This is a genomic window from Rhodoferax sediminis, from assembly GCF_006970865.1.
In the GTDB taxonomy this organism is placed as follows: domain Bacteria; phylum Pseudomonadota; class Gammaproteobacteria; order Burkholderiales; family Burkholderiaceae_C; genus Rhodoferax_A; species Rhodoferax_A sediminis.
In genome coordinates this window covers 1029707-1055910 of the sequence record NZ_CP035503.1, presented here as the reverse complement: position 1 = coordinate 1055910, position 26204 = coordinate 1029707, and the positions used below count along the sequence as shown (strand labels likewise).

23 protein-coding genes and 1 tRNA gene are annotated in these 26204 nt (G+C 65.2%); 4 read left to right on the top strand and 20 right to left on the bottom strand.

Going from position 1 to position 26204, the window contains the following annotated elements:
• Positions 1-263 precede the first annotated feature (263 nt).
• Together EUB48_RS05070 and serS are read right to left on the bottom strand one after the other, a co-directional pair.
• Positions 264-354: transfer RNA gene (locus EUB48_RS05070), tRNA-Ser, on the bottom strand.
• A 21-nt stretch (positions 355-375) separates the two neighbouring features.
• Entirely contained in the window at positions 376-1683 is a 1308-nt protein-coding gene (gene serS / locus EUB48_RS05065; RefSeq protein ID WP_142817900.1) for a serine--tRNA ligase, read from the bottom strand.
• A gap of 94 nt (positions 1684-1777) precedes the next feature.
• Here serS and EUB48_RS05060 point away from each other — a divergent pair, with 94 nt between their 5' ends.
• Positions 1778-2194, top strand: a complete 417-nt coding sequence (locus tag EUB48_RS05060; RefSeq protein WP_244618336.1) for a VOC family protein — start codon at positions 1778-1780, stop codon at positions 2192-2194.
• A 6-nt stretch (positions 2195-2200) separates the two neighbouring features.
• On the opposite strand, the gene EUB48_RS05055 is transcribed toward EUB48_RS05060, so the two are convergent.
• Genes EUB48_RS05055 through EUB48_RS05045 form a run of 3 tightly spaced genes read right to left on the bottom strand, consistent with a single transcriptional unit; the run spans position 2201 to position 4659 of the window.
• On the bottom strand, positions 2201-3139 hold the full coding sequence (locus EUB48_RS05055) for a threonine/serine dehydratase (protein WP_142817899.1): 939 nt from the start codon (positions 3137-3139) through the stop codon (positions 2201-2203).
• A gap of 39 nt (positions 3140-3178) precedes the next feature.
• A complete protein-coding gene (ispH, locus tag EUB48_RS05050; protein WP_142817898.1) occupies positions 3179-4141 on the bottom strand; it encodes a 4-hydroxy-3-methylbut-2-enyl diphosphate reductase in 963 nt (320 codons plus the stop codon).
• Positions 4142-4185: 44 nt separating this feature from the next.
• Positions 4186-4659, bottom strand: a complete 474-nt coding sequence (locus EUB48_RS05045) for an FKBP-type peptidyl-prolyl cis-trans isomerase (RefSeq protein ID WP_142817897.1) — start codon at positions 4657-4659, stop codon at positions 4186-4188.
• A gap of 110 nt (positions 4660-4769) precedes the next feature.
• On the opposite strand from EUB48_RS05045, the gene radC reads away from it, so the two are divergent.
• The 3 genes from radC to EUB48_RS05030 are packed head-to-tail and all read left to right on the top strand — an operon-like array spanning position 4770 to position 6552.
• Positions 4770-5453, top strand: coding sequence for a RadC family protein (gene radC / locus EUB48_RS05040; protein ID WP_142817896.1), 684 nt, complete (start codon positions 4770-4772; stop codon positions 5451-5453).
• Positions 5450-6100 (top strand): Smr/MutS family protein, encoded by a 651-nt coding sequence (locus EUB48_RS05035; RefSeq protein ID WP_142817895.1) that lies wholly within the window; start codon positions 5450-5452, stop codon positions 6098-6100. Before radC ends, EUB48_RS05035 begins: the two co-directional genes overlap by 4 nt.
• A gap of 50 nt (positions 6101-6150) precedes the next feature.
• Positions 6151-6552, top strand: a complete 402-nt coding sequence (locus EUB48_RS05030; protein WP_244618335.1) for a hypothetical protein — start codon at positions 6151-6153, stop codon at positions 6550-6552.
• A 14-nt stretch (positions 6553-6566) separates the two neighbouring features.
• On the opposite strand, the gene EUB48_RS05025 is transcribed toward EUB48_RS05030, so the two are convergent.
• The 15 genes from EUB48_RS05025 to boxA form a co-directional block, all read right to left on the bottom strand.
• The gene (locus EUB48_RS05025) at positions 6567-9095 is read right to left on the bottom strand and encodes an ABC transporter permease (RefSeq protein ID WP_142817894.1); all 2529 of its coding nucleotides are present in this window, start codon (positions 9093-9095) and stop codon (positions 6567-6569) included.
• Positions 9096-9132: 37 nt separating this feature from the next.
• Positions 9133-10083, bottom strand: coding sequence for a formate dehydrogenase accessory sulfurtransferase FdhD (locus EUB48_RS05020; RefSeq protein ID WP_142817893.1), 951 nt, complete (start codon positions 10081-10083; stop codon positions 9133-9135).
• A gap of 63 nt (positions 10084-10146) precedes the next feature.
• On the bottom strand, positions 10147-10542 hold the full coding sequence (locus EUB48_RS05015; protein WP_142817892.1) for a hypothetical protein: 396 nt from the start codon (positions 10540-10542) through the stop codon (positions 10147-10149).
• A gap of 15 nt (positions 10543-10557) precedes the next feature.
• The gene (locus tag EUB48_RS05010; protein WP_142817891.1) at positions 10558-11751 is read right to left on the bottom strand and encodes a formate dehydrogenase subunit gamma; all 1194 of its coding nucleotides are present in this window, start codon (positions 11749-11751) and stop codon (positions 10558-10560) included.
• A gap of 12 nt (positions 11752-11763) precedes the next feature.
• A complete protein-coding gene (locus EUB48_RS05005; RefSeq protein ID WP_142817890.1) occupies positions 11764-11988 on the bottom strand; it encodes a hypothetical protein in 225 nt (74 codons plus the stop codon).
• On the bottom strand, positions 11985-12608 hold the full coding sequence (gene fdh3B, locus EUB48_RS05000; RefSeq protein ID WP_142817889.1) for a formate dehydrogenase FDH3 subunit beta: 624 nt from the start codon (positions 12606-12608) through the stop codon (positions 11985-11987). The genes EUB48_RS05005 and fdh3B overlap by 4 nt, the downstream gene beginning before the upstream one ends.
• 67 nt (positions 12609-12675) lie before the next feature.
• The gene (locus EUB48_RS04995) at positions 12676-15636 is read right to left on the bottom strand and encodes a formate dehydrogenase subunit alpha (RefSeq protein WP_142817888.1); all 2961 of its coding nucleotides are present in this window, start codon (positions 15634-15636) and stop codon (positions 12676-12678) included.
• A 24-nt stretch (positions 15637-15660) separates the two neighbouring features.
• On the bottom strand, positions 15661-15870 hold the full coding sequence (locus EUB48_RS04990; protein ID WP_142817887.1) for a formate dehydrogenase: 210 nt from the start codon (positions 15868-15870) through the stop codon (positions 15661-15663).
• Between the two features lie 181 nt (positions 15871-16051).
• Positions 16052-16681, bottom strand: a complete 630-nt coding sequence (locus EUB48_RS04985) for a TorD/DmsD family molecular chaperone (RefSeq protein WP_142817886.1) — start codon at positions 16679-16681, stop codon at positions 16052-16054.
• Positions 16678-18774: a 4Fe-4S binding protein gene (locus EUB48_RS04980; protein ID WP_244618334.1), complete on the bottom strand. Its 2097-nt coding sequence runs from the start codon at positions 18772-18774 to the stop codon at positions 16678-16680. The genes EUB48_RS04985 and EUB48_RS04980 overlap by 4 nt, the downstream gene beginning before the upstream one ends.
• Positions 18701-19381: a DUF3306 domain-containing protein gene (locus tag EUB48_RS04975; RefSeq protein ID WP_142817885.1), complete on the bottom strand. Its 681-nt coding sequence runs from the start codon at positions 19379-19381 to the stop codon at positions 18701-18703. The genes EUB48_RS04980 and EUB48_RS04975 overlap by 74 nt, the downstream gene beginning before the upstream one ends.
• Positions 19378-19944: a DUF3305 domain-containing protein gene (locus tag EUB48_RS04970; protein ID WP_142817884.1), complete on the bottom strand. Its 567-nt coding sequence runs from the start codon at positions 19942-19944 to the stop codon at positions 19378-19380. Before EUB48_RS04970 ends, EUB48_RS04975 begins: the two co-directional genes overlap by 4 nt.
• 55 nt (positions 19945-19999) lie before the next feature.
• Positions 20000-23023, bottom strand: a complete 3024-nt coding sequence (locus EUB48_RS04965; protein WP_142817883.1) for a molybdopterin-dependent oxidoreductase — start codon at positions 23021-23023, stop codon at positions 20000-20002.
• The gene (locus EUB48_RS04960) at positions 23020-24744 is read right to left on the bottom strand and encodes an NADH-ubiquinone oxidoreductase-F iron-sulfur binding region domain-containing protein (protein WP_142817882.1); all 1725 of its coding nucleotides are present in this window, start codon (positions 24742-24744) and stop codon (positions 23020-23022) included. The genes EUB48_RS04965 and EUB48_RS04960 overlap by 4 nt, the downstream gene beginning before the upstream one ends.
• Before the next feature lie 162 nt (positions 24745-24906).
• Positions 24907-26184: a benzoyl-CoA 2,3-epoxidase subunit BoxA gene (gene boxA, locus EUB48_RS04955; protein WP_142817881.1), complete on the bottom strand. Its 1278-nt coding sequence runs from the start codon at positions 26182-26184 to the stop codon at positions 24907-24909.
• Between the last annotated feature and the right edge of the window lie 20 nt (positions 26185-26204).

Sequence of the window (26204 nt, the reverse complement as noted above, 5' to 3'; positions counted from 1 at the left end):
CCCCTTGTTGCCGGTTACTTTGACCGGCCGTCCTGCCTGATTCAGCCAACTCTACCAAGACATGTCGTGCCGAGCCATTAAAGTTCACCTGCGGCGGGCACTACAACCCGCATGCAGTGGTTTATTAAATCTAATAGGCTATTGCGGGTACCGCGAGGCGTGGCTCTTTTGCCACATTCGCTAACGGCGCGGGTCGCCTGCGGCCGGCCTTATAAAAAAGAGCGATGATTGCTATATATTTAATAGCATCAAACCTTTATCTGTGGCGGAGAGACAGGGATTCGAACCCTGGATAACCCATAAGGCTATACCGGATTTCGAGTCCGGCGCATTCGACCACTCTGCCATCTCTCCTGTGTCGAGCCCTATAGTCTATCAGGGCCGCAGAACCTCCAGCCCGCCCAGGTAAGAACGCAGCGCTTCGGGCATGGTGACCGAGCCATCGAGGTTCTGGTAATTCTCCAGAACAGCGACCAGCGTGCGGCCCACGGCCAGGCCGGAACCGTTGAGGGTGTGCACCAGTTCGTTCTTGCCCTGCGCGTTCTTGAAGCGCGCCTGCAGGCGGCGCGCCTGGAAGGCCTCGCAGTTGGAAACCGAGCTGATCTCGCGATAGGTGTTCTGCGCCGGCAACCACACCTCGAGGTCATAGGTCTTGGCCGCGCCAAAGCCCATGTCGCCCGTGCACAGCACCATCACGCGGTATGGCAGGCCAAGCTTTTGCAGGATGGCCTCGGCGTGGCCGGTCATGGTTTCCAGCGCCTCGTAGCTTTTGTCCGGGTGCACGATCTGCACCATCTCGACCTTGTCGAACTGGTGCTGGCGGATCATGCCGCGCGTGTCGCGGCCGGCGCTGCCGGCCTCGGAGCGAAAGCATGGCGTGTGGGCCGTGAGCTTGATGGGCAGGTCGGCCTCGGCCACGACTTCATCGCGCACCACATTGGTCAGCGGCACTTCGCTGGTCGGGATGAGGTAAAGCGCGGTGCTGTCCGTCGTCTCGCCCTCCTGGCCGCCCTTTTTGGCGGCAAACAAATCCTCTTCGAACTTGGGCAACTGGCCGGTGCCGCGCAGACTGTCGGCATTCACGATGTACGGCGTATAGCACTCGGTATAGCCGTGCTCTTGCGTTTGCACATCGAGCATGAAGGCGGCGAGCGCCCGGTGCAGCCGCGCAATCGGACCCTTCATGAAAGTGAAGCGCGCGCCGGTCAGCTTGGTGCCCATGGCAAAGTCCAGCCCGAACGGCTGACCCACGTCCACATGGTCCCGGACTGCGAAGTCCATGGCGCGCGGCGTGCCCCAGCGGCGTACTTCCACGTTGCCGGCCTCGTCCGCGCCCACCGGCACGCTCTCGTGCGGCAGGTTGGGCACGGCCAGCAGCAGCGCCTGCAACTCGCCCTGCAGTGCGTCCAGCCGCACGGCCGAGGCCTCGAGCTCGGCCTTGAGGGTCGCCACCTGCGCCATCACGGCATCCGTGTTCTCGCCCCTGGCCTTGAGCTGGCCGATCTGCCGGCTGAAGCTGTTGCGCTGCGCCTGCAGTTCTTCGGTACGGGTTTGCAGAATCTTGCGCTCGGACTCCAGCGTCTTGAAGGCAGTGACATCCAGGAAGCCCTGCGGCTTTTTGCGCGTCTCGAGCCGGGCGATGACCGAGTTGATGTCTTTTCGTAACAAAGTGATATCTAACATGGGGTAATTTTAGTGGGCGCGGGTAAACCGCCTTTTTCACTGACAGAATCCGGAACTAGCATCGGTGCCCAGAACGCGCAATCCCGGATAACACATGCGGATCGAACCCTATCTTTTCTTTGACGGCAACTGCGAAGCAGCGCTGACCTTCTACCAGCACTGCCTGGGCGGCCAGGTGGCCGAACTGCGCCGTTTCCGGGGCTCGCCGATGGAAGATCAGTTGCCTGCTGCATGGCTGGACAAGGTGATGCACGCCAAGTTCGAGGCGGATGGGCATCGGTTCATGGCCAGCGACCGCACGCCGGGGCAGCCATTCGGCGGCCATGCAGGGTATTACATGGCGGTGAATCTGCCCGGGGATCCGGTGCGCGGCGAACACGTGTTCAAGGCCCTGGCCACCGGCGGCATGATCACCATGCCGTTTGCGACCACCTTCTGGGGCGCCCACTTCGGCATGCTGGTCGACAAATTCGGCGTCGGCTGGATGGTCAACTGCGAAATGGCGCCCTGAACCGGCTCAGTCCAGGCTGGCCGGATCCATGTTGGCGCCACACAGGATCAGGCAGACCTTTTCGCCTTCGCACGGCACATAGGCGCCGGTTTGCAGTGCCGCCACACCGAGTGCCGCGGCAGGCTCCACGGCCAGCCGCAGTTCGGTCCAGAGCCATTGCTGCGCGGCGCGAATCGCTTCATCGGGCAACAGCAGGGCGTCTTTGACATGGCGTTGCGTCACCTCCCATGCAATGGCGCCAATGCGCCGGGCGCCGAGCGAATCGGCCGCGATGCCGCTCACCGCCACATCCACCGGCTGCCCGGCGGCGCGGGCCTGGAATAGCGTGGGCGCCAGCTCGGGCTCGAGCGCCACCACGCGTGCGCGCTGCCCGAACCAGGCCGCGATGCCGGCGATCAGACCCCCGCCGCCGACGCTCACCAGCACCGCGTCGGGCAGGCCCACCTGCTGTTCGATCTCATAGGCCAGTGTGCCTGCGCCCGCCACCACCTCCGGCTGGTCGTAGGCATGGGTCAGCAGCGCGCCGGTCGCTTGCTGGCGGGCCAGGCAGGCCTCCAGTGCCTCGCTGTACACCGCGCCCGCCACCACTACCTGAGCGCCCAGTGCGCGCAGCCGGGCGCGTTTGGCCTCGGGGCAGACGGCGGGCACAAACACCTCGCAGGAAACGCCCAGTGCGCGGGCCGCGGCCGCGGTGGCGATGCCGGCATTGCCACCGGATGCCACGATCACGCCACTGTCTGGAATCGGATTCGCCAGCAGCCGGTTCAGCATGCCGCGCGCCTTGAAGCTGCCGCCTACTTGCAGGTGCTCCAGCTTGAGCCAGACCTGGGCACCGGCAACGCCCAAGGTCGCGCCGGACAGCTTGACGACCGGAGTTTGACGTAAAAAGTGACTGTAGCCCTTAGTCAGTCTTCGCCATGCGCTATCAATTTCAGAGCTACTCATGGCGACTTTCGCAGTGTTCCCCTGTGCTCCGTGTGGCCATCACCGCGCGCGCCCGGGCATCTTCTCATCCAGCCTCATGCCCTTGGGCAGCGGAAATTTCACCGTCTCCCGGACGCCCTCCATGCGGCGCACCGACGCGCCGCCGAGCGCCTTGATGCGTTCGATGACCTGCTGCACCAGGATTTCGGGCGCCGAGGCACCGGCCGTCAAGCCGACGCGCGCCCTGCCCGCCAGCCACTCCGGCCGGAGTTCGTCGGCGTTGTCCACCATGTAGCTCGGCGTTCCCAGCTTGTGCGCGACTTCGCGCAGGCGGTTGCTGTTGGAGCTGGTGGGGCTGCCGACCACGATCACCACATCGACCTGCGGGCTCATGATCTTGACCGCATCCTGCCGGTTCTGGGTGGCGTAGCAGATGTCCTGCTGCTTGGGCTGGCGCACGTTCGGAAAACGCGCCTTCACGGCCGCCATGATCTGCGCCGCATCGTCCACGCTCAGCGTGGTTTGCGTGACCACTGCGAGTTTGTCGGTTTGCGCCGGCTGCACGCCGGCGACGTCGGCCACGTCTTCCACCAGGTGGATGCCGCCATCGAGCTGGCCCATGGTGCCCTCGACCTCGGGATGGCCCTTGTGGCCGATCATGATGAACTCGAAACCCTCGCGGGCCAGCTTGGCCACTTCGACGTGCACCTTGGTCACCAGCGGGCAGGTCGCATCAAAAATCTGGAAGCCGCGCGCCTTTGCTTCGTCCTGGATCGCGCGGCTCACCCCATGCGCGGAAAAAACCAGCGTAGCCCCCGCGGGGACTTCATCCAGCGCTTCAATAAAGATGGCGCCGCGGGACTTGAGGTCGTTCACCACGTAGGTGTTGTGCACGATCTCGTGGCGCACATAGATCGGGCGGCCGAACTTTTCCAGCGCGCGCTCCACGATCTCGATGGCGCGGTCCACGCCGGCACAAAAACCACGCGGCTCGGCCAGCACGATTTCCTGGGGGATTGGCATGGCCCCCGTGTCTTGGGGCGCCCCCTCGGCACTCGACGTCGGCTTCATAGCACGCCAATCAGCTGCACTTCAAACGTCACCGGCTGGCCGGCCAGCGGGTGGTTGAAGTCGAACAGCACCGAGTCGCCGTTCTCGTCGTTGCGCACTTGCTGCACCGCACCGGCGTAGTGGCCCCTGCCGTCCGGCGCGGGGAATTCCACCACATCACCGACCTGGTACTGCGCGCCCGGGTCGCCCATTTCCAGCAGCAGCTTGCGCGCCACCCACTGCACCATGGCAGGATTGCGCTCGCCAAAGGCCTCGCCCGCGGGAATCTCAAAGGCCGTGCGCACGCCCTCGTGCAGCCCGAGGAGGCGCTGTTCGACGGCGGGCGAGAGCTCGCCGGTGCCCAGCGAGAGCGTGGCCGGCTTGTCGTGGAAGGTATTGATGATGTCGCCCGCCGGGCCGGCCAGGCGGTAGTGCAGGGTCAGGAAGGAGCCCGGCTGAACCTGGGCTGGAGCTTGCGTCGCTTGAGTCATTGAGAAGTCCCGATAAACTGGCCTCTATTGTAGAAACCTCCACCACCGCGCAAGCTGAACCCGTCGAAGCCCCTTCGGCGGGCTCAGGGCGAACGGCTTATCTATCTGCCATGGCCCTCAAAGACCTTCCCCCGGACGCCCGCCCGCGCGAGAAACTGCTGGCGCGCGGCCCCGGCGCCCTGAGCGACGCCGAGCTGCTGGCCGTGCTGCTGCGCACCGGCATCCAGGGCAAAGGAGTGCTGCAACTGGCGCAGGAACTGCTGGAGGTCAAGACCGGCTTCGACGGCATTGCCGGTCTGCTGCACACCAGCGCCGACGACCTCCAGCGCATCAAGGGCCTGGGCCCGGCCAAGCGGGCCGAACTGGTCGCGGTGCTGGAGCTGGCGCGGCGCGCGCTGGCCCAGCAGCTCAAGGAGCGCGAAGGTTTTGATTCACCCAACGCCGTCAAGCACTACCTGCAGCTGCACCTGGCGGCGCGGCCGCACGAGGTGTTCGCGGTGCTGTTTCTGGACGCGCAAAACCGGCTGCTGGCGCTGGAAGAACTGTTTCGCGGCACGCTCACGCAAACCAGCGTGTACCCGCGCGAGGTCGTGCTGCGCGCCCTGCACCACCAGGCGGCGGCCGTGGTGCTGGCGCACAACCACCCGAGCGGCACGGTCGAGCCGTCGCGCGCCGACGAGGCACTGACGCAGACGCTCAAGGCCGCGCTGGCCCTGGTCGACGTGCGCGTGCTGGACCATGTGATCGTGGGCACGGGGCAGGCGCTGTCCATGGCCGAGCGGGGTTTGCTGTGAAGATCCGTTCGTTGCAGGACCTGGGACACGTCCAGAAAAAGATCGCCGATGCGCAGACTTTGAAGCTGGCGCAGGAAGCCGCCCGGGTTGCGGCCGAGCACCGCGCAAAACTCGAGAAGGAACTGTTTATTCGGGCCATTGGAAGCGTCAAGCCCATACCTGACGGGCGCAGGGTGCTATTGAATCCGGAGCAACCTGCGCCCGTGGCCGTGCACCGCCAACGCGATGAGCAGGCGGCGCTGCACGAGGCGCTGAGTGACGAATTCGACGCCAGCACCCTGCTCGACACCGACGAGCACCTGAGCTTTCGCCGCCCCGGCATCGGCCTGGAGGTGACGCGCAAGCTGCGCAAAGGCGAGTGGCGCATCCAGCGCGACATCGACCTGCACGGCCTGCGCACCGACGCCGCGCGCGAGGCGCTCGCGGCCTTCATCCGCGAAGCCTGCCGGCAGGGCCTGCGCTGCGTGCGCGTGGTACACGGCAAGGGGCTGGGCTCGCCGGGCAAGACGCCGGTGCTCAAGTCCAGGGTGCACAGCTGGCTGGTCCAGAAAAACGAAGTGCTGGCGTTCGTGCAGGCCAGGCCCGCACAGGGCGGCGCCGGCGCGCTGGTGGTGTTACTGAAACCCTCATCAGCGGCCAAGGTGTAACAGGCACCCATTTCACTGAACTGCACAGACGTAGCATCTCTCTAATAACCATGAACTCAATCCTGAAAGGCGCGGCGAAACGCCTGACCTTTTCGCTGATCCTGGTGTCCGCCCTGGGCGGATGCGCGGTCTATGGGCCGCCGCCCGGCCCGTATACATATGGCACCGACGCCAATGGCCAACCCGTTTATACGGTGCCGTACTACTACCCGTATTCCTACCCCACGTATTCCCCGTACTACTACGACCCGTTCTACATCGGGCCGCCGGCGTTCTTCAATTTCGGCTTCGGGGGCGGTCATCGCGATCACGACCATGACCGGGGCTTTCGGGGCGGGCATGGCGGCGGTTTCCGCGGCGATCATGGTCATGGCGGCAGGGGAGGCGATCCTGGTCGTGGTGGCGGCACGGGAGGCGGCCCCATCGTCAATATCCCGGGTACTCATGGCTGAGTAACGCTGGTTGTTCATTGCGCCGCGCGGCGCAGGGTCTCCATCACCGGCCGGCGCAGCACCTCGCGCAGACCCCACCAGCCCGCGCCCAGTGCAAGCACAGCGCCCGCAATAGCACCGATGATGGGCACCCAGAGCGACGGCGCCCATTCAAAACCAAACACATACCGGGCCAGCGCCCAGCCGACCCCCATGGCCACCACGCTGGCCAGAAACCCGGCCAGCAAGCCGACCCCCACAAGCTCGGCGCGCTGCACCTGGCGCAGCAGGCTGGCCTGCGCGCCGACCGCACGCATGATGGCGAATTCCCGGGCGCGCTCCTCGCGCGTCGCGCCGATGGCAGCAAACAGCACGACCAGGCCCGCGGCGAGCGTGAAGCCGAACAAAAACTCCACCGCGCGGATCACCTGGTCCAGCACCCGCTGCACCTGCGCGATGGTGCTGGTCATGTCGACGCTGGTGATGTTCGGAAAGGCCCGCACCAGGTTGTTGTCGAAGCCTCGGGTATCGGGCGCCCTGAACGCGCCCATGTAGGTCGTGGGCACGTCCGGCATCGTGCTGACCGGGTACATGGCAAAGAAGTTGGCCCGCATCGAACCCCAGTCCACCTTGCGCAACGAACTGATTTTGGCGTCGATCTGCGCGCCGCCGACGTCAAAGCGCAGCACATCGCCCAGCGCCAGGTTCAGGGTTTTGGCAATGCCCTCCTCTACGCTGATGGCGCCCTTTTGTTCGGGCGTCCAGCGTCCGGCGACGATCTGGTTGTAGGGCGGCTGCACCGCGCTGTGTGACAGGTTGAATTCGCGGTCCACCAGGCGCCTGGCGCGGTCGTCCGGGTAATCATCGGGCGTCACGCTTTTGCCATTGATCGCCACCAGCCGCCCGCGAATCATCGGGTACCAGTCGAACTTTTGCACCCCTGCCGCGTGCAGCGCCTGCTGGAACGATGCGCTTTGTTCGGGCATGACGTTGATGACGAAACGGTTCGGCGCATCGGGCGGCGTGGCCTGGCGCCAGCCGCTAATGAGGTCGGTACGCAGCAGCACCAGCAGCACCAGCGCCAGCAGCCCGACCGCCAGCGCACTGACCTGCACCACCGCGTAGGCCGGACGTGCCGAAATCTGGCGCGTGGCCAGCACCAGCCAGCGCGGCGCAGTGGCCTCGTTCACGCCCCGGCGCAGCAGCTTGACGGCGAGCCAGCTCAAGGCCGCGAACACCGCCACCGCAGCCGCAAAACCGCCCACCGCAATCAGGCCCAGCGTCAGGTCGCTGCTGGCGGCCAGCAGCAAGGCCGCAAAGCCCATCACCCCCAACGCAAGCACAGCCAGAGAGGTCGGCTTGAGATTGCCGACATCGCGGCGAATCACGCGCAGCGGCGGCACCTGCGCCAGCTGCAGCACCGGCGGCAAGCCAAAGGCCAGCATCAGTGTCAGGCCCATGCCCAGCCCCAAGCCCACGGGCCAGCCACCGGCCGTGGGCAGCGCCACCTCGATCAATCCTGCCAGCAACAGCACGAACCCGTAATGCACGACGTAGCCCAGCAGCACGCCGGCGGCGCTGGCAAACAGGCCCACCAGCGCAAACTCGAAGGTGTAGCTCCAGGCAATGGTGCGCTGGCTCTGCCCGAGCACCCGCAGCATGGCGCAGTCGTCCAGATGGCTGGCCGCAAAGCCGCGCGCCGTCAGCGCGACCGCCACGGCGCTCAGCAAGGCCGCCAGCAAAGCCACCAGATTCAGGAATTTCTGCGCGCGATCCAGCGTTTGCTGCATGGCGGGGCGCCCGCTTTCCAGCGACTCCACGCGCACGCCGCGCATCGTGGCGTCATCGGGATTTTTGGCCTGCAAGGTGGCCCATTGCACAAACGCCTTGACCTGCCGGTCGGATCCCGCCACGGCGAAGCGGTAGCTCACGCGGCTGGCGGGCTGGATCAGCCGCGTGGCGGCCAAATCCGCCTGGTTCAGCATGACGCGCGGCGCAAAACTCATGAAGCCGGCGCCGCGATCCGGCTCGATCACGATGATGCGGCTGATGTGCAGCGTCGCGTCCCCCAGCAGCAGCGCATCGCCCATCTTGAGGTTCAGGGCATCGAGCAGCGACGCGTCGACCCAGACTTCACCAGGGGCGGGAATATCGCGGGTGTTATGTCCGGGCGCATCGGGCTGCGTCGCCACGCTGAGGCTGCCGCGCAAGGGGTAACCGGCGCCCACGGCTTTGAGCGCCACCAGCTTGCTGGCACTGCCCTGTGCATCGGCGGCGCGGCCCATGGTCGGAAAGCCCAGCGTGCTCGCGGTTTGCAGCCCGAGCGCGCGCGCCCGGTCGATGAAGCTTTGGGGCGTCGGGTTGTCGCTGGAAATCACCGCATCGCCACCCAGCAGCTGGCGCGCATCGCGCTGCAGCCCGCCCTGTAGCCGGTCGGCAAAGAAGCCCACCGCCGTCAAGGCGCCCACCGCCAGCGTCACCGCCACGATCAGCAGGCGCAACTCGCCGGCGCGCACATCACGCCACAGCGTGCGCCAGCCCAGGCGAAGAAACGAAGCATTCATGCCGTCATTTTGCCTTGCAGGCACGGCCAGACTCTTGTCACGCGGTGGCGCGCAGACTCAAACCGGCCAGCTCGGGCTGCAGTTGCAGGCGCTCGGGCGCGCTGTAGCAGATGAAGTGCCTGTTGGTGGCGCGGCCAATGGTGCACAGCGCCAGCCGCTGCGCCACCTCGTGGCCCATCTGCGTGATGCCGCTGCGCGAGACCACGATGGGCACGCCCATCTGCGCGGATTTGATGACCATCTCGCTGGTGAGACGGCCCGTGGTGTAGAACACCAAGTCAAAGGCGGGGCCGCAATTTTCCGACGGGCCGCCCCCAGGAAAATGAGCCTCCCCGGGGGGCAGCGCAGCACGCGCAGCGGCAAGCGTGGGGGCATCGTTTTCCTGCAGCCACATCCAGCCGGCAATGGTATCGATGGCGTTGTGGCGGCCCACATCCTCGACAAAAATCAGCATCTCCGGCTCGCCGTCTTTCACCCCGAACAGCGCACAGCCGTGCACCGAACCGGCCGACTTGTAGGTGCTTTCCTGGACCCGGATGGCGTTGACGATGCCGTAGAGCTGTGCTTGCGTCAGCACCGCGGGCGGCAGCCGGATCGTGTCGATTTCATCCATCAGGCCGCCAAACACACTGCCCTGCCCGCAACCGGTGGTGACCACGCGTTTGGCCGTGCGCTCTTCGAGGCGTTCGATACCGGAGCGGGTCTTGACTGCCGCCGCGCCGACCTCCCAGTCCACCGTGATGGAATGGACCTCTTCAACGCTCCTGACCAGCCGCTGGTTGCGCAGAAACCCGAGCACCAGCAGTTCAGGGTGCGCCCCCAGCGTCATGAGTGTGACGAGCTCACGGTTGTCCACATATACCGTGAGCGCGCGTTCGGCGGGAATCGAGATGGTGTCACGTTCGCCGTGCTCGTTGACGACCTCGATCTCACGCGTCAACGGCGCTCGCGCCTGGGTCAGATAGGGCATCGGGATGGGCTGGGGCATAAGACAAGACTACAACAAAAAAGCCGGCCCCTCACGGGCCGGCCTTTTTGTGGGAATGACCTCTCAGGGCTTTTTGGCAGAATTGCCGGTTGCGTCGGGTTGCTTGCCGCTGGGCGGACTGGCCGCGGTGGCCGGCGGCGAATGGGCGCCCGCGGCCTCGAGCGGTTTGGTCGCTTCTGGCGGCGTGTACGCAAATGGGCCAGGGTCGGTGCAAGCCGGCGTGGCCACCGCCGGGCCGACCTGCTTGCCAGCAGCCTTGGCTGCTGCGAAATAGTCCGCCGCCACCTTGTCCTGGGACTTGCAAAGCAGGTAGCCATCCACCTTGCTGCTCCAGGCCGTCTTGGCGGCAGTTTCGGCGGCTTTCGCCTTGGCTTCATCGCTCAAGACGGGTGTCGGCAATTTGGCAAGCGCCGCGCTGCACGCAACGAAAACCAGGCTGGCGATCAAAAGTTGCTTCATGATGTATTGCCTCGATTACACCTGCACGGCCTGGCCGGACGGTGCAGCCGCATCGCGCTGCGCCGCAATCTTGCCGGCCTTCACGTCGTCGTACCAGAGCTCGTGGTGCTCCTTCGCCCAGGTCTCGTCCACGTAACCCGTCTTCATGGCTTTGTAGGCGCCCTGCATGCCTATAGTGCCCATGTAGATATGGCCCATGAACATGACGATCATCAGCACGGTCGCGACCGCATGCACCATGTGGGCGATCTGCATGGTGCCACGGACATAAACCAGACCGGGCAGCACCCTGTCCAGCACGAAGCCGGACGACACCACGACCAGGCCGAGGAAGAAAACGCCGCCCCAGAAAACGATTTTTTCACCCGCATTGAAGCGATGCGACGCAGGCTCGTTGCCCGACAGCATGCCGCCGCCCTTGCGCAACCACGTCATGTCTTCCTTGCGCGGCCAGTTGTCACGCAGGAAGGTGCAGAACACGACCACCAGCGAAACGGCAAAAACCGGCCCGGCGAAGTTGTGCAGAGTCTTCAAGATGTACGCCAGCCAGCCGAACAGCGTCGTGCCAATCACCGGCTGCATGAAAAACTTGCCAAACGCCATGACGAGACCCGAAATCGCCAGGATGCTGAACGCGATGGCATTCGCCCAATGCGCCGACCGTTCGAAGGCGGTGAAGCGCTCGATCTTGCGGCCGGTCTCGGCGCCGTGCAGCCGCATGGCGCCACGGCGCCAATAAAACAGCGCGATGGCGCCCGCCACGATCAGTACCAGCGCGCCGCCGTAAGGAATGATCCAGTTGTTGCGCACCTGGCGCCAGGCCTCACCGGCGTTGGTCAGGCGCGAACCGGGATACTGCACAAACGGCTGAATCAGGTTGCCCGCTTCTGGCGCCTCGCTCCTGGGCAGGCTGCTGGTGCCGGTGACGCCCGCGGCTACCTGCCGCCACATCGGCGCGTTGTTGCCCGGCTGGACCCTGGCGCGCTCGGCGTTGGTCTGCTTTGCGTAGTCGGGATCGGCGCTCGCATCGGGCTTGACCTCGAAGATGTTGGCGCTCTGCACGCCCCCCAATGAGCCCGCCGCCGCTGGCGCAGCCGCGGCGGGCCGGGCGGTCGGCGCCGCTGCCTCGGCCTTAGGCGGCTCCTGGGCCGATACTGTGCTCCACGCGCCAATCGCTATGAAAATAGTAGCAATGAGTGACCGAAGCATATGGACTCCTGATCAGTTGACCTTGTTGTACTCGTTCTGGCCATTTTGTGTGCGCACCTTGAGCGCCTGCTCCCAACTGGTCTTGTCGCCTGGTGTCCAGCCCGCTGCGGTAAACGGACTGGCAGGCCCGGTGTAGGCCTGTGCATCCAGTTTGACTCCGCTGCTCAGCGTTTGCGGCTTTTCTCCGCAGGCCGCCAGGACCAGCACGGCTGCGATCAGGATCAGTGGGCGCATCATGACTTGCCTCCTGCGGCGGGTGGCTGGCCTGCCTGTTTCGAACCATAAGCCGTGCCCCAGCCCCAGACCTCGGCGCCCTTGCCGCGCTTGACCACGCGATTGCGGAAGATGTCGGCCACCACATCGCCGTCACCGGCCAGCAGCGCCTTGGTCGAGCACATCTCGGCGCAGATCGGCAGCTTGCCTTCGGCCAGGCGGTTGCGGCCATATTTCTCAAACTCGGCCTGGCTGCCATTGGCCTCGGGGCCGCCGGCGCAAAACGTGCACTTGTCCATCTTGCCGCGCACACCAAAGGTGCCTTGTGAGGGAAACTGCGGCGCCCCAAACGGACAGGCATAGGAGCAATAGCCGCAGCCTATGCAAACGTCCTTGTCGTGCAGTACCACGCCCTCTTCGGTGCGGTAAAAGCAGTTGACGGGGCACACCGCCATGCACGGCGCATCGCTGCAATGCATGCAGGCCACCGAGATGGATTTCTCACCGGGGACGCCATCATTGAGCGTCACCACGCGGCGGCGGTTCACGCCCCATGGAACCTCATGCTCATTCTTGCAGGCCGTCACGCAGCCGTTGCACTCGATGCAGCGCTCGGCGTCACAAACAAATTTCATGCGTGCCATGGAGTCTCCTAATCAGTTGAGGACAGAGCAGAATCGTTTCGCAACTCCTGGTCTGCCCCGCAAGTTTTCATGCTTTCTCGACGTTGCAGATCGTCGTCTTGGTTTCCTGCATCATGGTCACGCTGTCATAACCATACGTGGTGCCGGTGTTGGCCGCCTCGCCCCGCACCACCGGATGCGCTCCGCTGGGGTAGTAGGCGAGCATGTCCGCCCCCTGCCAGTGACCCGAAAAGTGAAAGGGCAGGAACACCGTGTCGGGGCCGACGCTCTCGGTCACGTGCGCCTGCACGTTCAACCTGGCACCGGTCGGGGTGCTGACCCAGATGCGCTCGCCATGGCGCACGCCTTTGTCGGCGGCCACCTTCGGGTTGATCTCGGCAAACATCTCCTGCTGCAGCTCGGCCAGCCACGGGTTCGAGCGGGTCTCTTCACCGCCACCCTCGTATTCCACCAGCCGGCCGGAAGTCATGATGAGCGGGAATTTCTCGTACAGCTTGTCGGCCACGTTCTTGTCCTGCAAAGTCTTGTACAGCGTGGGTAGCCGCCAGAAGGTTTTCTTGTCGTCGTGCGTGGGGTACTTGGCGACCAGGTCCGGGCGCGTGCTGTAGATCGGCTCGCGATGCTGTGGTATCGCATCCGGGAAATTCCACACCAGTGCGCGCGCCTTGGCGTTGCCGAACGGATAGCAGCCGTGGTTTTTCATGACGACGCGAATGATGCCGCCAGAAGGGTCGGTCTTCCAGTTCTTGCCATCGGCCGCGGCCCGCTCCGCGTCGGTCAGTTCGCTCCACCAGCCCAGCTTCTTCAGCAGCACATGGTCGAACTCGGGGTAACCCGTCGTGATGTCGGCGCCCAAAGAATGCGAGCCGTCTTCGGCCAGCAGATTGACGCCATCGCGCTCCACCCCAAAGTTGGCGCGGAAGTTGCCACCACCATCCATCACGTGCTTGGATGTGTCGTACAGGTTGGGTGAGCCCGGGTGCTTGAGTTCGGGCGTGCCATAGCAGGGCCAGGGCAGGCCAAAATAGTCACCTGTCAGGTCGTAGCCGGTCTCCTTGTCCTTGCCGGTTTTGGCCTTGAGCGTTTTCACATCGAACACATTCATGTTGCGCATGTGGGCCTTGAGCCGCTCGGGGCTCTGGCCGGTGTAACCGATGCTCCAGCAGGACCGGTTGATTTCGCGCAGGATGTCTTCCGGCACAGGCTCGTCCATGCCCCTGACCTTCTGCATCTTGTAGTTCTTCGACAGCTCCTTGGCAAAACCCAGTTTCTCGGCAAACTGGTGCATGATCATGTGGTCACTGCGGGACTCCCACAGCGGCTCGATCACTTTTTCGCGCCACTGCAGCGAGCGGTTGGACGCCGTGACCGAGCCGCTGGTCTCGAACTGGGTCGCCGCCGGCAGCAGATAAACCGCACGATTGGGGTTCAAGTCCTCGGCCCTGCCCGGCATGGCCGCCATCGCCGCCGTCGCGGACGGATATGGATCCACCACCACCAGCAGATCAAGCTTGTCCATGGCCCGCTTCATTTCCAGGCCACGCGTCTGGGAGTTGGGTGAGTGCCCCCAGAACACGACGCCGCGCAAATTGGCGTCCTGGTCGATCAACTCGTTTTTCTCGAGAACGCCGTCGATCCAGCGCGATACAGTGATGCCGGGCTTGGTCATCATGGCGGTCGATGCAAAGCGGCCCTTGATCCACTCGTAGTCCACGTCCCAGGCCTTGGCAAAGTGCTTCCACGAGCCCTCGGTGATGCCGTAATACCCGGGCAGGGAATCAGGATTGGGGCCGATGTCGGTCGCGCCCTGCACGTTGTCATGGCCGCGGAAAATATTCGCGCCGCCGCCCGATTTGCCGACGTTGCCCAGGGCCAGTTGCACGATGCACGAGGCGCGCACCATGGCGTTGCCAATGCTGTGCTGGGTCTGGCCCATGCACCACACCAGGGTGCTGGGCCGGTTCTCGCTCATCATGGTCGCGACACGCAGCATCTGCTCTTCTTTGACGCCGCAGGCGTCAAACACCTTGTCGGGCGTCCACTTGGCGAGCACGTCTGCCTTCACCTGGTCCATGCCGTAAACACGGTCGTTGATGTACTTCTGGTCTTCCCATCCATTCTTGAAGATGTGGTACAGCACGCCGAACAAAAACGGAATATCGGAGCCCGACCGGATGCGCACGTACTCGTCCGCCTTGGCGGCCGTGCGGGTAAAGCGTGGATCCACCACAATCATCTTGCAGCCGTTTTCTTTCGCGTGCAGCATGTGCAGCATGCTCACGGGATGCGCCTCGGCAGCATTGGAGCCGATGTACAACGCGCATTTGCTGTTTTGCATGTCGTTGTACGAATTGGTCATCGCACCGTAGCCCCAGGTGTTGGCGACGCCGGCCACCGTGGTCGAGTGGCAGATGCGGGCCTGGTGGTCGCAGTTGTTGCTGCCCCACAGGCTGACAAACTTGCGCAGCAGATAAGACTGCTCGTTGTTGTGTTTGGAGGAACCAATCCAGTAAACGGAGTCCTGGCCGCTGGCCTTGCGCAAATCCAGCATCTTCGTGCTGATCTCGCCCAGCGCCGTGTCCCAGCTGATGCGCTCGTATTTGCCATTCACCAGCTTCATTGGGTAGCGCAGGCGATATTCGCCATGCCCGTGCTCGCGCACCGCGGCGCCCTTGGCGCAATGGGCACCGAGATTGAGCGGGGAATCGAACACCGGCTCCTGACGTACCCAGACACCGTTTTCAATCACGGCATCGATCGCGCAGCCCACGGAGCAGTGCGTGCAGACGGTGCGTTTGACCTGGATCTTGCTGCCATCCACGCCGGCCGAGCCCTCCGCCGCACGCGCTCTCCTCACCAGGACCAGCTCGGTGGCGGCAATGCCCACGCCCACGCCAAGCCCCGAGCGACGCAGAAACCCGCGACGGTCCATGGTGGGCAACGCCTGCGACAAACCGCGGCGCAGGCTGTGCACAAAAGGGGAACTGGCGGCGCCGGGCGCGGCGCTCTGCTTCTTGGTCAGCAACATGGAACTCTCCTGAACGGACGAGCGTTAAACGAGGGTGGTTTTGTAATAGCGCTTGACGTGGTCCGTCAGGCTGTAGCCGCCGCCTTTGGCCGGCGCCGCCTTGGGCTGGACCGGCAAGGCCTGGGTCTTGTGGACCGCAGGTATCAAACTCGCCACCGCAGCGACAGCGCCGGCAGTGCCCGCACCGGCAAACAGGATGCGACGCGATAGCTTGTTGCTCTCAGGCTGACTCATGCTTTGTCTCCTCAAGGGGCTGCGCTATGCAATTGCTTTCATAGTACCAACAAATGTAACTATGCATATTGTTTTTAACAACCTAGTAGAAACGCCCATACGAAAACCCGCTTGCGGCTGGACTTCGTCTTGAAAGCGCCATAGACTGCGTAGTTGCCCGCGGGGCCGAGGCACTTGTGCCTCACGGCAGCATGTCGAAGCCTTGCGATTCGACGCTGAAAAAAGCGCGCATGAACGCCGACAGAACCGCATAGAACCTTGCCTTGGGATGCGCCGCGACGGCATCGCACAAAGGCGTGACCCACGGCTGCAGGTGGTCGCCGAAGAACTGCCTCTGGTGCGTCAGATTGGCCACCGCCACATCGTCCCCCGCGATCAGGTAGCGCATCACCTCGCAGACATAGGCAATGTGGTCTTCGGTCTCCGGCATGGCCTCGTCACGCGCGAGCCCCAGCCGGGCCAGGTCGCCGCGCAAGGCCGCCAGCGGCTTCTCGTTCAAAAACCCGCTGAGGTAGTGCGACCCGAAGACATAGACCTCGGGCTTGCCGACGCCCCCGAACAGGGCATCGTATTCGTTGTGGATCGCGACGTCGCTCATGCCGCGTGCAGCCGCCACAAGATCGCGCCAGGGCTCTTCAAGAAAAGCGCCCGCGGCCGGCGTTTCGGTCGCGGCCACGCGCAGCTGCGCCAGCAACGGGGGCTCAGGCGGCGCATACAAAAGCTGCGCCAGCAGGCCGTACACTTCGGCCCGGGCAGTTTCTTCGTCGAGCGCCGAACCGGGGCTGATTTCAAGAGGAAGGGGCAGGCTCATAGGTCGGTAATTTTTGATTCGTTCTCGGCCGAGTAAATGTCGATCACCCGGCAGTCGCCGCACATCTTGAGCCGCTCCAGTGCCGCTCCCTGGAACATGGAATGGCCCGAGAGCTTGCCCAGCATGGCCTCAATCGCCTTGAGCGTGCCAAACGGCTTGCCACAGCGCACACAGGCGTAGGGCGGGGTCTCGTTGAGCACGCGTGCCTCCTTGCGCTGCGGGCTCAAGAGCAGGCGCGGCTGCAGGGTGATGGCATTCTCGGGACAGGTCGTGACGCACAGGCCGCACTGCACGCAATTCTTCTCGATGAAGCGCAGTTGCGGCAGCTCTGGGTTGTCCTGCAAGGCGCTGGCCGGGCAGGCGCTGACGCAGCTCAGGCACAGGGTGCAGCTGTCCTTGTTGACTTGCACCGAGCCGAACGGCGAGCCCTTTGCCGGCAGCGCTATCGACTCGGGTGGCTGCGGCGCGTGTGCCAGCAAGTGGTCCAGCGCCAGCTCCAGCGTGCTGCGCTTTTCCTGCGCCACCGCAAACCGCGCCGCCGCCTTCGGCACATGCTGGCGGGTCCGGGCCAGTGCCTGCAGCGCCGCGTCAAGCTCTGCTGGCGTACCGGCATGCAGCAGCTTCAGGTGAGTGCCGCTGTAGCCCATGCCGTTCAGGATGGTTTGCGCCACGGCCATCTGCACCTTCAACCCCTCCAGATACTGGGGCGCTTCTTCATCGGTCGTGAGGACCACCACCTGCGCCGCACCGAAGGCGATGGCGCCGAGCCACACGTCCAGCCCCACACTGATGGTGTGCCACAGCGCGACCGGAATCACGTTGGCCGGCACCCCGTGCGCCTTCTTGAGCTGCGCAGCGCGCCCCAACTGCCCGACCAGCGCCTGCCCGCGCTCCTGGCTGTGCAACAACAGCACGGGGTCCTTGCCACCGGCCTTCGCGTAGGTGGACAGCAGCGTCTTGAATTTGACACCCTGATCGCTGGCGCGCGGGTAGGCATAGGTGATGGCGCCGGTGGGGCACACGGTGGTGCAGGCGCCACAGCCCACGCAAAGATTCGGGTTGACCTTGATCTGCTGGCGCGATTTGTCGCTCGTAATGGCCAGCGCCGAACAGATGTCGATGCAGGCGTTGCAACCCACGGTTTCGTTGCGGCTGTGCGCGCACAGCTTTTGCTTGTAGTTGAAAAACTTCGGCTTCTCGAATTCGCCGACCAGCTCACGCAGCTTGAGCAGGGCCGGCAAGTCATCCAGGGTCGGAGCCAGGCGGAAATAACCCTGCGGCAACGCATGCTGGGTAAAGGTCGGGGTCGCGGCCCGATCGCGCAGATCGAGCACCAGGTCGAAGGTTTCGCTCAAGGCCTCAGGCTTGCGGCTGAAGTCGATGGCCCCGGCCACCTGGCAAACCTTGACACAGTCCCGGTGGGATTTGCACACCTCGCTATCAATTTGATAGTCCAGACCGATGGCCTGTTCCGGGCATGCGACCAGGCAGGCATTGCAGCGCGTGCACAGATCCAGATCGATCGGGTTGCTCTGCAGCCATTGGAGTTCAAACGCGCCGAGCCAGCCGCTCAAGCCGTCAATGCGCCCGCTCAGCACCGGGTAGCGGCGCTCCTGCGCGCCGCCCGAGCTACCCGCGCCCTGCGTAAACAAGGTCACATTCAGCACGTCGCCAAGCAGGCTCGCGGCACGCTCCGCTGCATCTAGCGGGCCGATGATGAGCAGACGCCCTGCGCTCTTGAAGGTGACGGTGGGGACTGGCTCGGGCTCGGGCAGGTGCGCGGCCGCCAGCAAGGCCGCGATTTTGGGCATGGCGCTGGCAGCATCGCGGCTCCAGCCGCCGGTCTCGCGGATGTTGACGAAGCGGATGACGGAGCTCGCCCCTTCGGTCTGTTCGCCCAGTTCCGCGAACAGGCGCTTTTCCTGGGTGCAGGCCACCACCACATCTTCGCCGCTCTGAATGGCCTTCTGGAACGCGCCCGCCTCGCGACGGCACAGGGTGGAGTGAAGCGTCAGCTCTTCATGAAGCGCCGCGCCGAGGGTCTTCGACGCCAGCGGCATCGTCTGGTTGCAATCGCAAATGAGTGTCGGCATGGTCTGGGGGGCTTGGCTCGTGCGCCGGCGCAGACGCCAGGGTCTGGGCAGGTGCAGGCTGGCTGAGGTCCTCTTCAGTCGGTTGATCGGTGGTTCCACCAAACTGTGCCACGGATTGGACTGTGGGGTTATCCGCATCATCCCGCACTGTTGTGTGCTGATTCTCTTCGCCACCAAACAGCTTGAGGAATTTGGCGCCAACCATTTGCCGCAGCATGGCCGCAGGGATCGGATCGGGCTGCGAGTAGTCGTCGATGTAGGTGTCGAGCCGGTCCATCACGTTGTAGTGCGGGTCGGCAAAGAGCTTTTTCATCGCGGCGTTCCGGACCTCGGGGGTCACCCCAGACTCCATGAACGGCGTGAAGTTGGATGTGGGCGTGAGGCTCTTCACGTCGTCCAGCGACAACGGCGGCGATTGCGGCGGCACCGAGACATCGGTCGCCACCGCCGCTGTGGCCTCGAGCCCTGCTTTCGTGGCGGGATCATCCGCGGACGGCGCCGGCGGCGACTCTGGTGCTACCGGCGGCGGCGCCGGCTCGGGCAGGGGCTTGCCTTCGCGCGCGTCCGCCTTGCGGCGCGACCAGCGGCCCAGAAAACCGTCGGTCACGACGCGCCCTCCTGACCGCCGCCGCGCTTCTTTTCCGTCGTGACCGAGGCCGGATTGCCGAAACGATCGGTCAATGTCCTGAAGCTCTCGGGCCGCTTGCGGCGTTTCGGTTCCTGCACGTAATGCTCGTGGACAAAAGCCATCATCCACTCGATCACGGGCTTGGGCGCCGGCACCTGCTCCACGTTTTCCTGCGCGTCCAGCCAGCGGCCCGCATCGTGGTAGCTCAGCGTCACCACTTCGGGCCTGGCGATTGGCTCGTCGGCAATGGCGGCCGTCTCTTCCATGCGCCACAGCACAAACCAGCAGGGCGCCCCTGTGGTGCCGTTCAGGTAGTAGCCCTCGGCATCATCTGTGAACAATTCGACCTTGTAGCCCGGATGCAGCCAGCGCTCTTCGCTATCATTTTTATAGAGAAGGCGGGGCGCCTGGCCAAAACCGGGCTCCTGCGCCAGCACATCGTCCAGCACCCAGCGCCACGTCTGCCAGCGGCTCATAACGCCTTCGATGCGCTCCCTGCGCATGACAACGGCTACTTCAACGGTGGGACGGGCGACGCTCATGACAGCGCACTGTACCGGATCGCAATCGCCCCACCCGAGTGCAGTGGTTTAGCAATCAGGCCAGCGCGCCGGTCCCGTAGCCGGCGACGGCAGCCACATCCCCGCCGCGGCGAACCGCCACCGCGCAGTATTTGAATTCGGGGATTTTCCCGACCGGGTCCAGCGCCGCGTTGGTCATGAGGTTGGCCGCCGCCTCGTAGTAGGCGAATGGAATGAACACGGCACCCTGGGGCGTGCCGTCGTCGCGCCGCACATGCAGGGCCACCGCGCCGCGCCGCGACTGGACAGTGATCACGTCCCCCGCCTGCAGGCGGAGCGCCGTCAGGTCGGCGCCGCACATCGAGGCGGTCGCCATCGGCTCGATCGCGTCCAGCACGCTGGCGCGGCGCGTCATGCTGCCGGTGTGCCAGTGCTCCAGCTGCCGGCCGGTGATCAGCACAAACGGGTAGTCGGCATCGGGCCGCTCGTTGGCCGGGATGATGTCGGCGGGCACCAGCTTGACCCGGCCATCGGGTGTGTCGAAGCGGTCGATGAACACCGTGGGCTGGCCCGGGTCGTCGGCGCCCTGGCACGGGTAGGTCACGCTCGACTCGCGCTGCAGCCGCTCCCAGGTGATGCCGCTGATTGCCGCATGCATGGCCTGGCGCATTTCTTCATAGACCGCCGCTACGCCGCTGTGCTCGCCAGAGCTTGATGCCCCCACGCTTGCCACTGCGTGTGCTGCGCTGCCCCCCGAGGGGGCCACGGCGCCTGGGGGCGGCCCGGCGTCAACGTAGTTCCAGTTCAGCCCCATGCGGTTGGCGATCTGCTGGATGATCCACAGGTCGGGCCTGGCGTCACCCGGCGGCTCGATCGCCTGGCGGCCGAGCTGCACCATGCGGTCAGTGTTGCTGACGGTGCCGGTCTTCTCGGGCCAGGCGGTGGCAGGCAGCACCACATCGGCCAGCCAGGCTGTCTCGGTCATGAAAATGTCCTGCACCACCAGATGCTCAAGACTGGCCAGCGCATGGCGCGCGTGGTTCAGGTCCGGGTCGCTCATGGCGGGGTTCTCACCCATGATGTACATGCCGCGAATCTTGTGCGGATCGCTCTCGGGGGCCAGCACCTTGTGCATGATTTCCACCACCGTATAGCCGGGCTGGTCGTCGAGCGGCTGGCCCCAGAAGTTTTCGAACCACTGGTGCGCCGCCCGGTCGGAAACCAGCTGGTAGTTGGGGAACATCATCGGGATCAGGCCCGCGTCGCTGGCGCCCTGCACGTTGTTCTGGCCGCGCAGCGGATGCAGGCCCGTGCCGGGCTTGCCAATCTGGCCGGTGACGCTGGCCAGGGCGATCAGGCAGCGCGCGTTGTCGGTGCCGTGCACGTGCTGGCTGATGCCCATGCCCCACAGGATCATGGCGCCCTTCCTGGTGCCACTCGGCCTCGCATATTCGCGCGCGACCTCGCGCAGGGTCTGCGCCGGAATGCCGCAGATCGGCGCCATCGCCTCCGGGCTGTAGCCCTTGACGTTATCCCGCAAAGCCTCGAAATTGCTGGCGCGCGTGCGGATGAACTCCTCGTCCACCAGCCCCTCCTCGATCACCGTGTGGATCAGCGCGTTGAGCATCGCCACGTCGGTGTCGGCCTTGAACTGCAGGGTGCGCCAGGCATGCTTGCCGAGGTCGGTGACGCGCGGGTCCGCCAGCACGATTTTGGTGCCGTTCTTGGCCGCGTTCTTCATCCAGGTGGCCGCCACCGGATGGTTGGCCGTCGGATTCGAGCCGATCACCAGAATCAGCCCGGCAAGGGCCACATCGCTGACCTGATTGCTGACCGCGCCGGAACCGACTCCTTCGAGCAGGGCCGCGACGCTGGAGGCGTGGCACAGGCGCGTGCAGTGGTCCACGTTGTTGCTGCCAAAGCCGGTGCGCACCAGCTTCTGGAACAGATACGCCTCCTCATTGCTGCCCTTGGCCGAGCCGAAGCCGGCCAGCGCCTTCTTGCCATGACCGTCGCGCAGGTCCTTGAGCTTGCCGGCCGCCAGGGTCAGGGCTTCGTCCCAGGTCGCTTCGCGGAATACGGCGCGCCAGTCGCCGGAGCGGCCGGTCAGCGCGGCCGGGTCCTTGGGCACGCCGGGCTTGCGGATCAGCGGCGTGGTCAGGCGCTGCTCATGGTGCGCGTAATCGAAGCCGAAGCGGCCCTTGACGCACAGGCGGCCGTGGTTCGCCGGGCCATCGCGCCCGTCCACGCTGACGATGGTGTTGTCCTTGACGTTGTAGGTCAGCAGGCAGCCGACGCCGCAGAACGGGCAGACCGAGTCGACCTTTTTGTCCACCGCCTGCGAGCCAATCTGCGTCTTCGGGCTAAGGGCCCCGGTCGGGCACGCCTGCACGCATTCGCCGCACCCGACACAGGTGCTGTCGCCCATCGGGTCGCCCAGATCGAACACGATCTGGCTTTGCGAGCCGCGCAGCGCGTAGCCGATCACGTCGTTGACCTGTACCTCACGGCAGGCGCGCACGCAGCGCGTGCACTGGATACAGGTATCTAGGTTGACGGCCATGGCGGGGTGCGACATATCGGCGGCGGGCTGCGAGCGGCGCAGCGCCTTCAATGCGGGGCGCACCGTCACGTTCATCTGCGCAGCCCACTGGCTGAGTTCGCCATGCTGGCCCACCGTGTCATGTTCTGCTGAAGCCTGCTCGACGCCTGCGACCGTCTCGGGGCGAACGCTGTCATTCCACTTGTAGCCCTGCTCCGGCATGTCGGACAGCAGCATCTCCAGCACCATCTTCTGGCTCTTGAGGGCGCGTTCGCTGACGGCCTTGACGTCCATGCCCGCAGTGACGCTGCGGCAGCAGCTCGGGGCCAGCGTGCGCTCGCCCTGGATCTCGACGACGCAGGCGCGGCAGTTGCCGTCGGCGCGCAGGCCGGTCGAATAGCACAGACGCGGGATCTCGACGCCGTGGCGTTCGGCGGCCTGGAGGATGGACTCGCCCTCGAACGCGGTGACGGGCCGGCCGTCCAGCACAAAGTCGACAGTGCGCGGCGTGGACTGGTGGGCCTGAACGGCCACGGCAACCTGGGCGACCGGGCTCATGCAATCTCCTCGGGAAAATATTTCTGCACGCAGCGGACCGGATTCGGCGCCGCCTGCCCCAGCCCGCAGATCGAGGCATCGACCATGACCTGGCTCAGGTCTTCCAGCGTGTCCGTGTCCCACACCGGGGCCTGCATCAGCTGCGCGGCCTTGACCGTGCCGACGCGGCACGGCGTGCACTGGCCACAGCTCTCGTCGGCGAAAAACCGCATCATGCTGAGTGCGGCGTCGCGCGCGCGGTCGTGCTGGCTCAAAATGATAATGGCGGCCGAGCCGATGAAGCAGTCGTAGGGCTGCAGGGTGTCGAAGTCCAGCGGAATCTGGTTCAGCCGCGCCGGCAGGATGCCGCCCGAAGCGCCGCCGGGCAGGTAGGCGTACAGCTGGTGCCCGTCCGCCATGCCGCCGCAGTATTCGTCGATCAGCTCCTGCACCGTGATGCCGGCCGGTGCCAGCTTGACGCCGGGCTGCTTGACCCGCCCGCTTACGCTGAAGGAGCGCAGTCCCTTGCGGCCGTGGCGCCCGAAGCCGCTGAACCACTGGGGCCCTTCTTCGACAATGTCGCGCACCCAGTACAGGGTCTCGAAGTTGTGCTCCAGCGTCGGGCGGCCGAACAGTCCGACCTGCGCGATGTAAGGCGGGCGCATGCGTGGCTCGCCGCGTTTGCCCTCGATGCTCTCGAGCATGGCCGACTCCTCGCCGCAGATGTAGGCGCCCGCGCCGCGCCGCAGCTCGATGCGCGGCAAGGCGCAGGGCGGATTCGCCTGTAGCTTGGCAATCTCGGCGGCCAGCATGCGGCGCGCGTCGTGATATTCGTCGCGCAGATAGATGTAGCAGGTCTCGATGCCGACGACTTGCGCGGCGATCAACAGGCCTTCCAGAAAACGGTGCGGATCGCGCTCCAGGTAAACGCGGTCCTTGAAGGTGCCGGGCTCGCCCTCGTCGATGTTGACAGCCATCAGGCGCGGCGCGGGCTGCTCGCGCACGATGCGCCACTTGCGCCCGGCCGGAAATCCCGCGCCGCCCAGGCCGCGCAGGCCCGCATCTTCCAGCGCCGTGATGACCGCGTCGGCGTCCCGCTGGCCGCCGGCCAGCGCTGCGGCGAGCCGATAGCCGCCCTGCGCGCGGTAGTCATCGTATGCTACAAAGTCAATAGCTGATGATGTAGATACAGTATGGGCTAGAGCCTGATTTGATGCCTCAACCACAGCATCAGCGCTGGCGTTGGCGAGCGCGTGCTGCCCCACAGCCACGGCCGGCGCCTGTTCGCAGCGACCGATGCACGGCGCGGGAATCACGCGCACGCCCGGGCCCAGCAGCGCTGGCAGTTTTTCCAGCAGATTGGCGGCGCCGGCGAGCTGGCAGCTCAGGCTGTCGCAGACGCGCACCGTGAGCAGCGCCGGCTGCGTGTCGTCCTTCAAGACCTCGAAGTGATGGTAGAAGCTGGCGACCTCGTAGACCTCGGCCATCGGCAGGTTCATCTCGCGCGCCAGCGCCACCAGATGGCGCTCATGCAGACCGCGGAACGCGTCGTTGATCCGGTGCAGGTGCTCGATCAGCAGGTCGCGCGAATGTGGCGCGGGTCCGACCAGGGTACGCACCTCGGCCACGGCGCCCCCGTCGGCCTGCCGGCCCTTGAGCTTGCCACGGCGGCGGATGCTCGCGCGCAATTCGTCGGCGGAGGCCAGCACCGCGACCTCGCTGTTGTCACCCTGATGATTCATTGACGCTCCCCCTGCCCTTTCAGTGCCACGAATCCCCGATTCTGCTACGGGACGCACCGCAGCGCAGACTCAGCGGCCCGGGAAGAATTCGATGAGCTTTACGCGGCGCCCGCGGCTCGCGGACGCAGTGAAGGGCCGGGCCGCAGCAGCAAGCATAGTGGTTCAATATGTCTCGAGGTGCAGGCGCCCTTCGCGCTTGAGCGCGGCGCCAATGGTGTCCCACGACAGGCCGGCCTCCTGCGCCACATCACGCAGCGCCAGCACCACACCCTCTTCCATGCTCTTGAGCCCGCAGACGTACAGGTAGGTGTTGGGGTCCTGCAGCAGCGCGGCCAGGTCAAGCGCGCGTTCGCGCATGCGGTCCTGCACGTAGCGCTTGGGGCTGCCGGCCGCGCGCGAGAACGCGAAGTTGATGTCGATGAAGTCCTTGGGCAGGTTCTGCAGCGGGCCGAAGTAGGGCAGCTCCTGCTGCGTGCGCGCGCCGAAGAACAGCATCAGCTTGCCGCCCTCGAACTTGCCGGAGGCACGCAGACGTCGCCGCCACTCGGTCATCGCGCGCATCGGTGCACTGCCGGTGCCGGTACAGATCATCACGATGTGCGACTTCGGGTGGTTCGGCATCAGGAACGAGGTGCCGAACGGACCGATCACCTGCACGGTGTCGCCGACCTTGAGGTCGCAGATGTAGTTGGACGCGACGCCGCGCACCGGCCGGCCCTGGTGGTCTTCGGTGACGCGCTTCACGGTCAGCGAGATGTTGTTGTAGCCGGGCCGCTCGCCATTGCGCGGGCTCGCGATCGAGTACTGGCGCGCCGTGTGCGGGCGCCCCTTGGCGTCCACCCCAGGCGGCACGACGCCGATCGACTGGCCTTCCAGCACCGGAAACGGCATGGCGCCGAAGTCGAGCACCACATGGTGGGTCTCGTTGGCGAAACCGGCCTCGGTGCAGTTGAAGTTGCCGACCACGGTGGCCGTGGTCGCCTGCTTGGGACCGTACAGGTTGGTGTAGGCGTGCGCCGCCGACCAGGGCGGCACCGCGGCGCCGAACGCGGCCGAGTTGAACGGCGCCTCGCCGGTGACCGCGGCGGGCAGTGCCGGGGCCGCTGGCGTCTCCAGCGCCGCCTCGTCGACGGCGCTCACGCCCTCGGCGGCTAACTGCTCGGGGGTGAGCTCGGGCGGCAGCTCGTCCCAGGTCAGCTGCTCCTCGATCGAATAGGCGCGCGCCAGCGGCATGATGCGCCAGTTGTCGATCGAGCCGGTCGGACACGGCGAGATGCAGGCCATGCACTGGTTGCAGATATCGGCGTTCACGACATAGTTGCGGTCATCATGCGTGATCGCGCCCGTCGGGCACACCGATTCGCAGGTATTGCAGCGGATGCAGATTTCGGGGTCGATCAAGTGCTGCTTGATCGCACGCGCGTCGACGGCCATGTCCATGTGTTTTCTCCTAAAGCCCT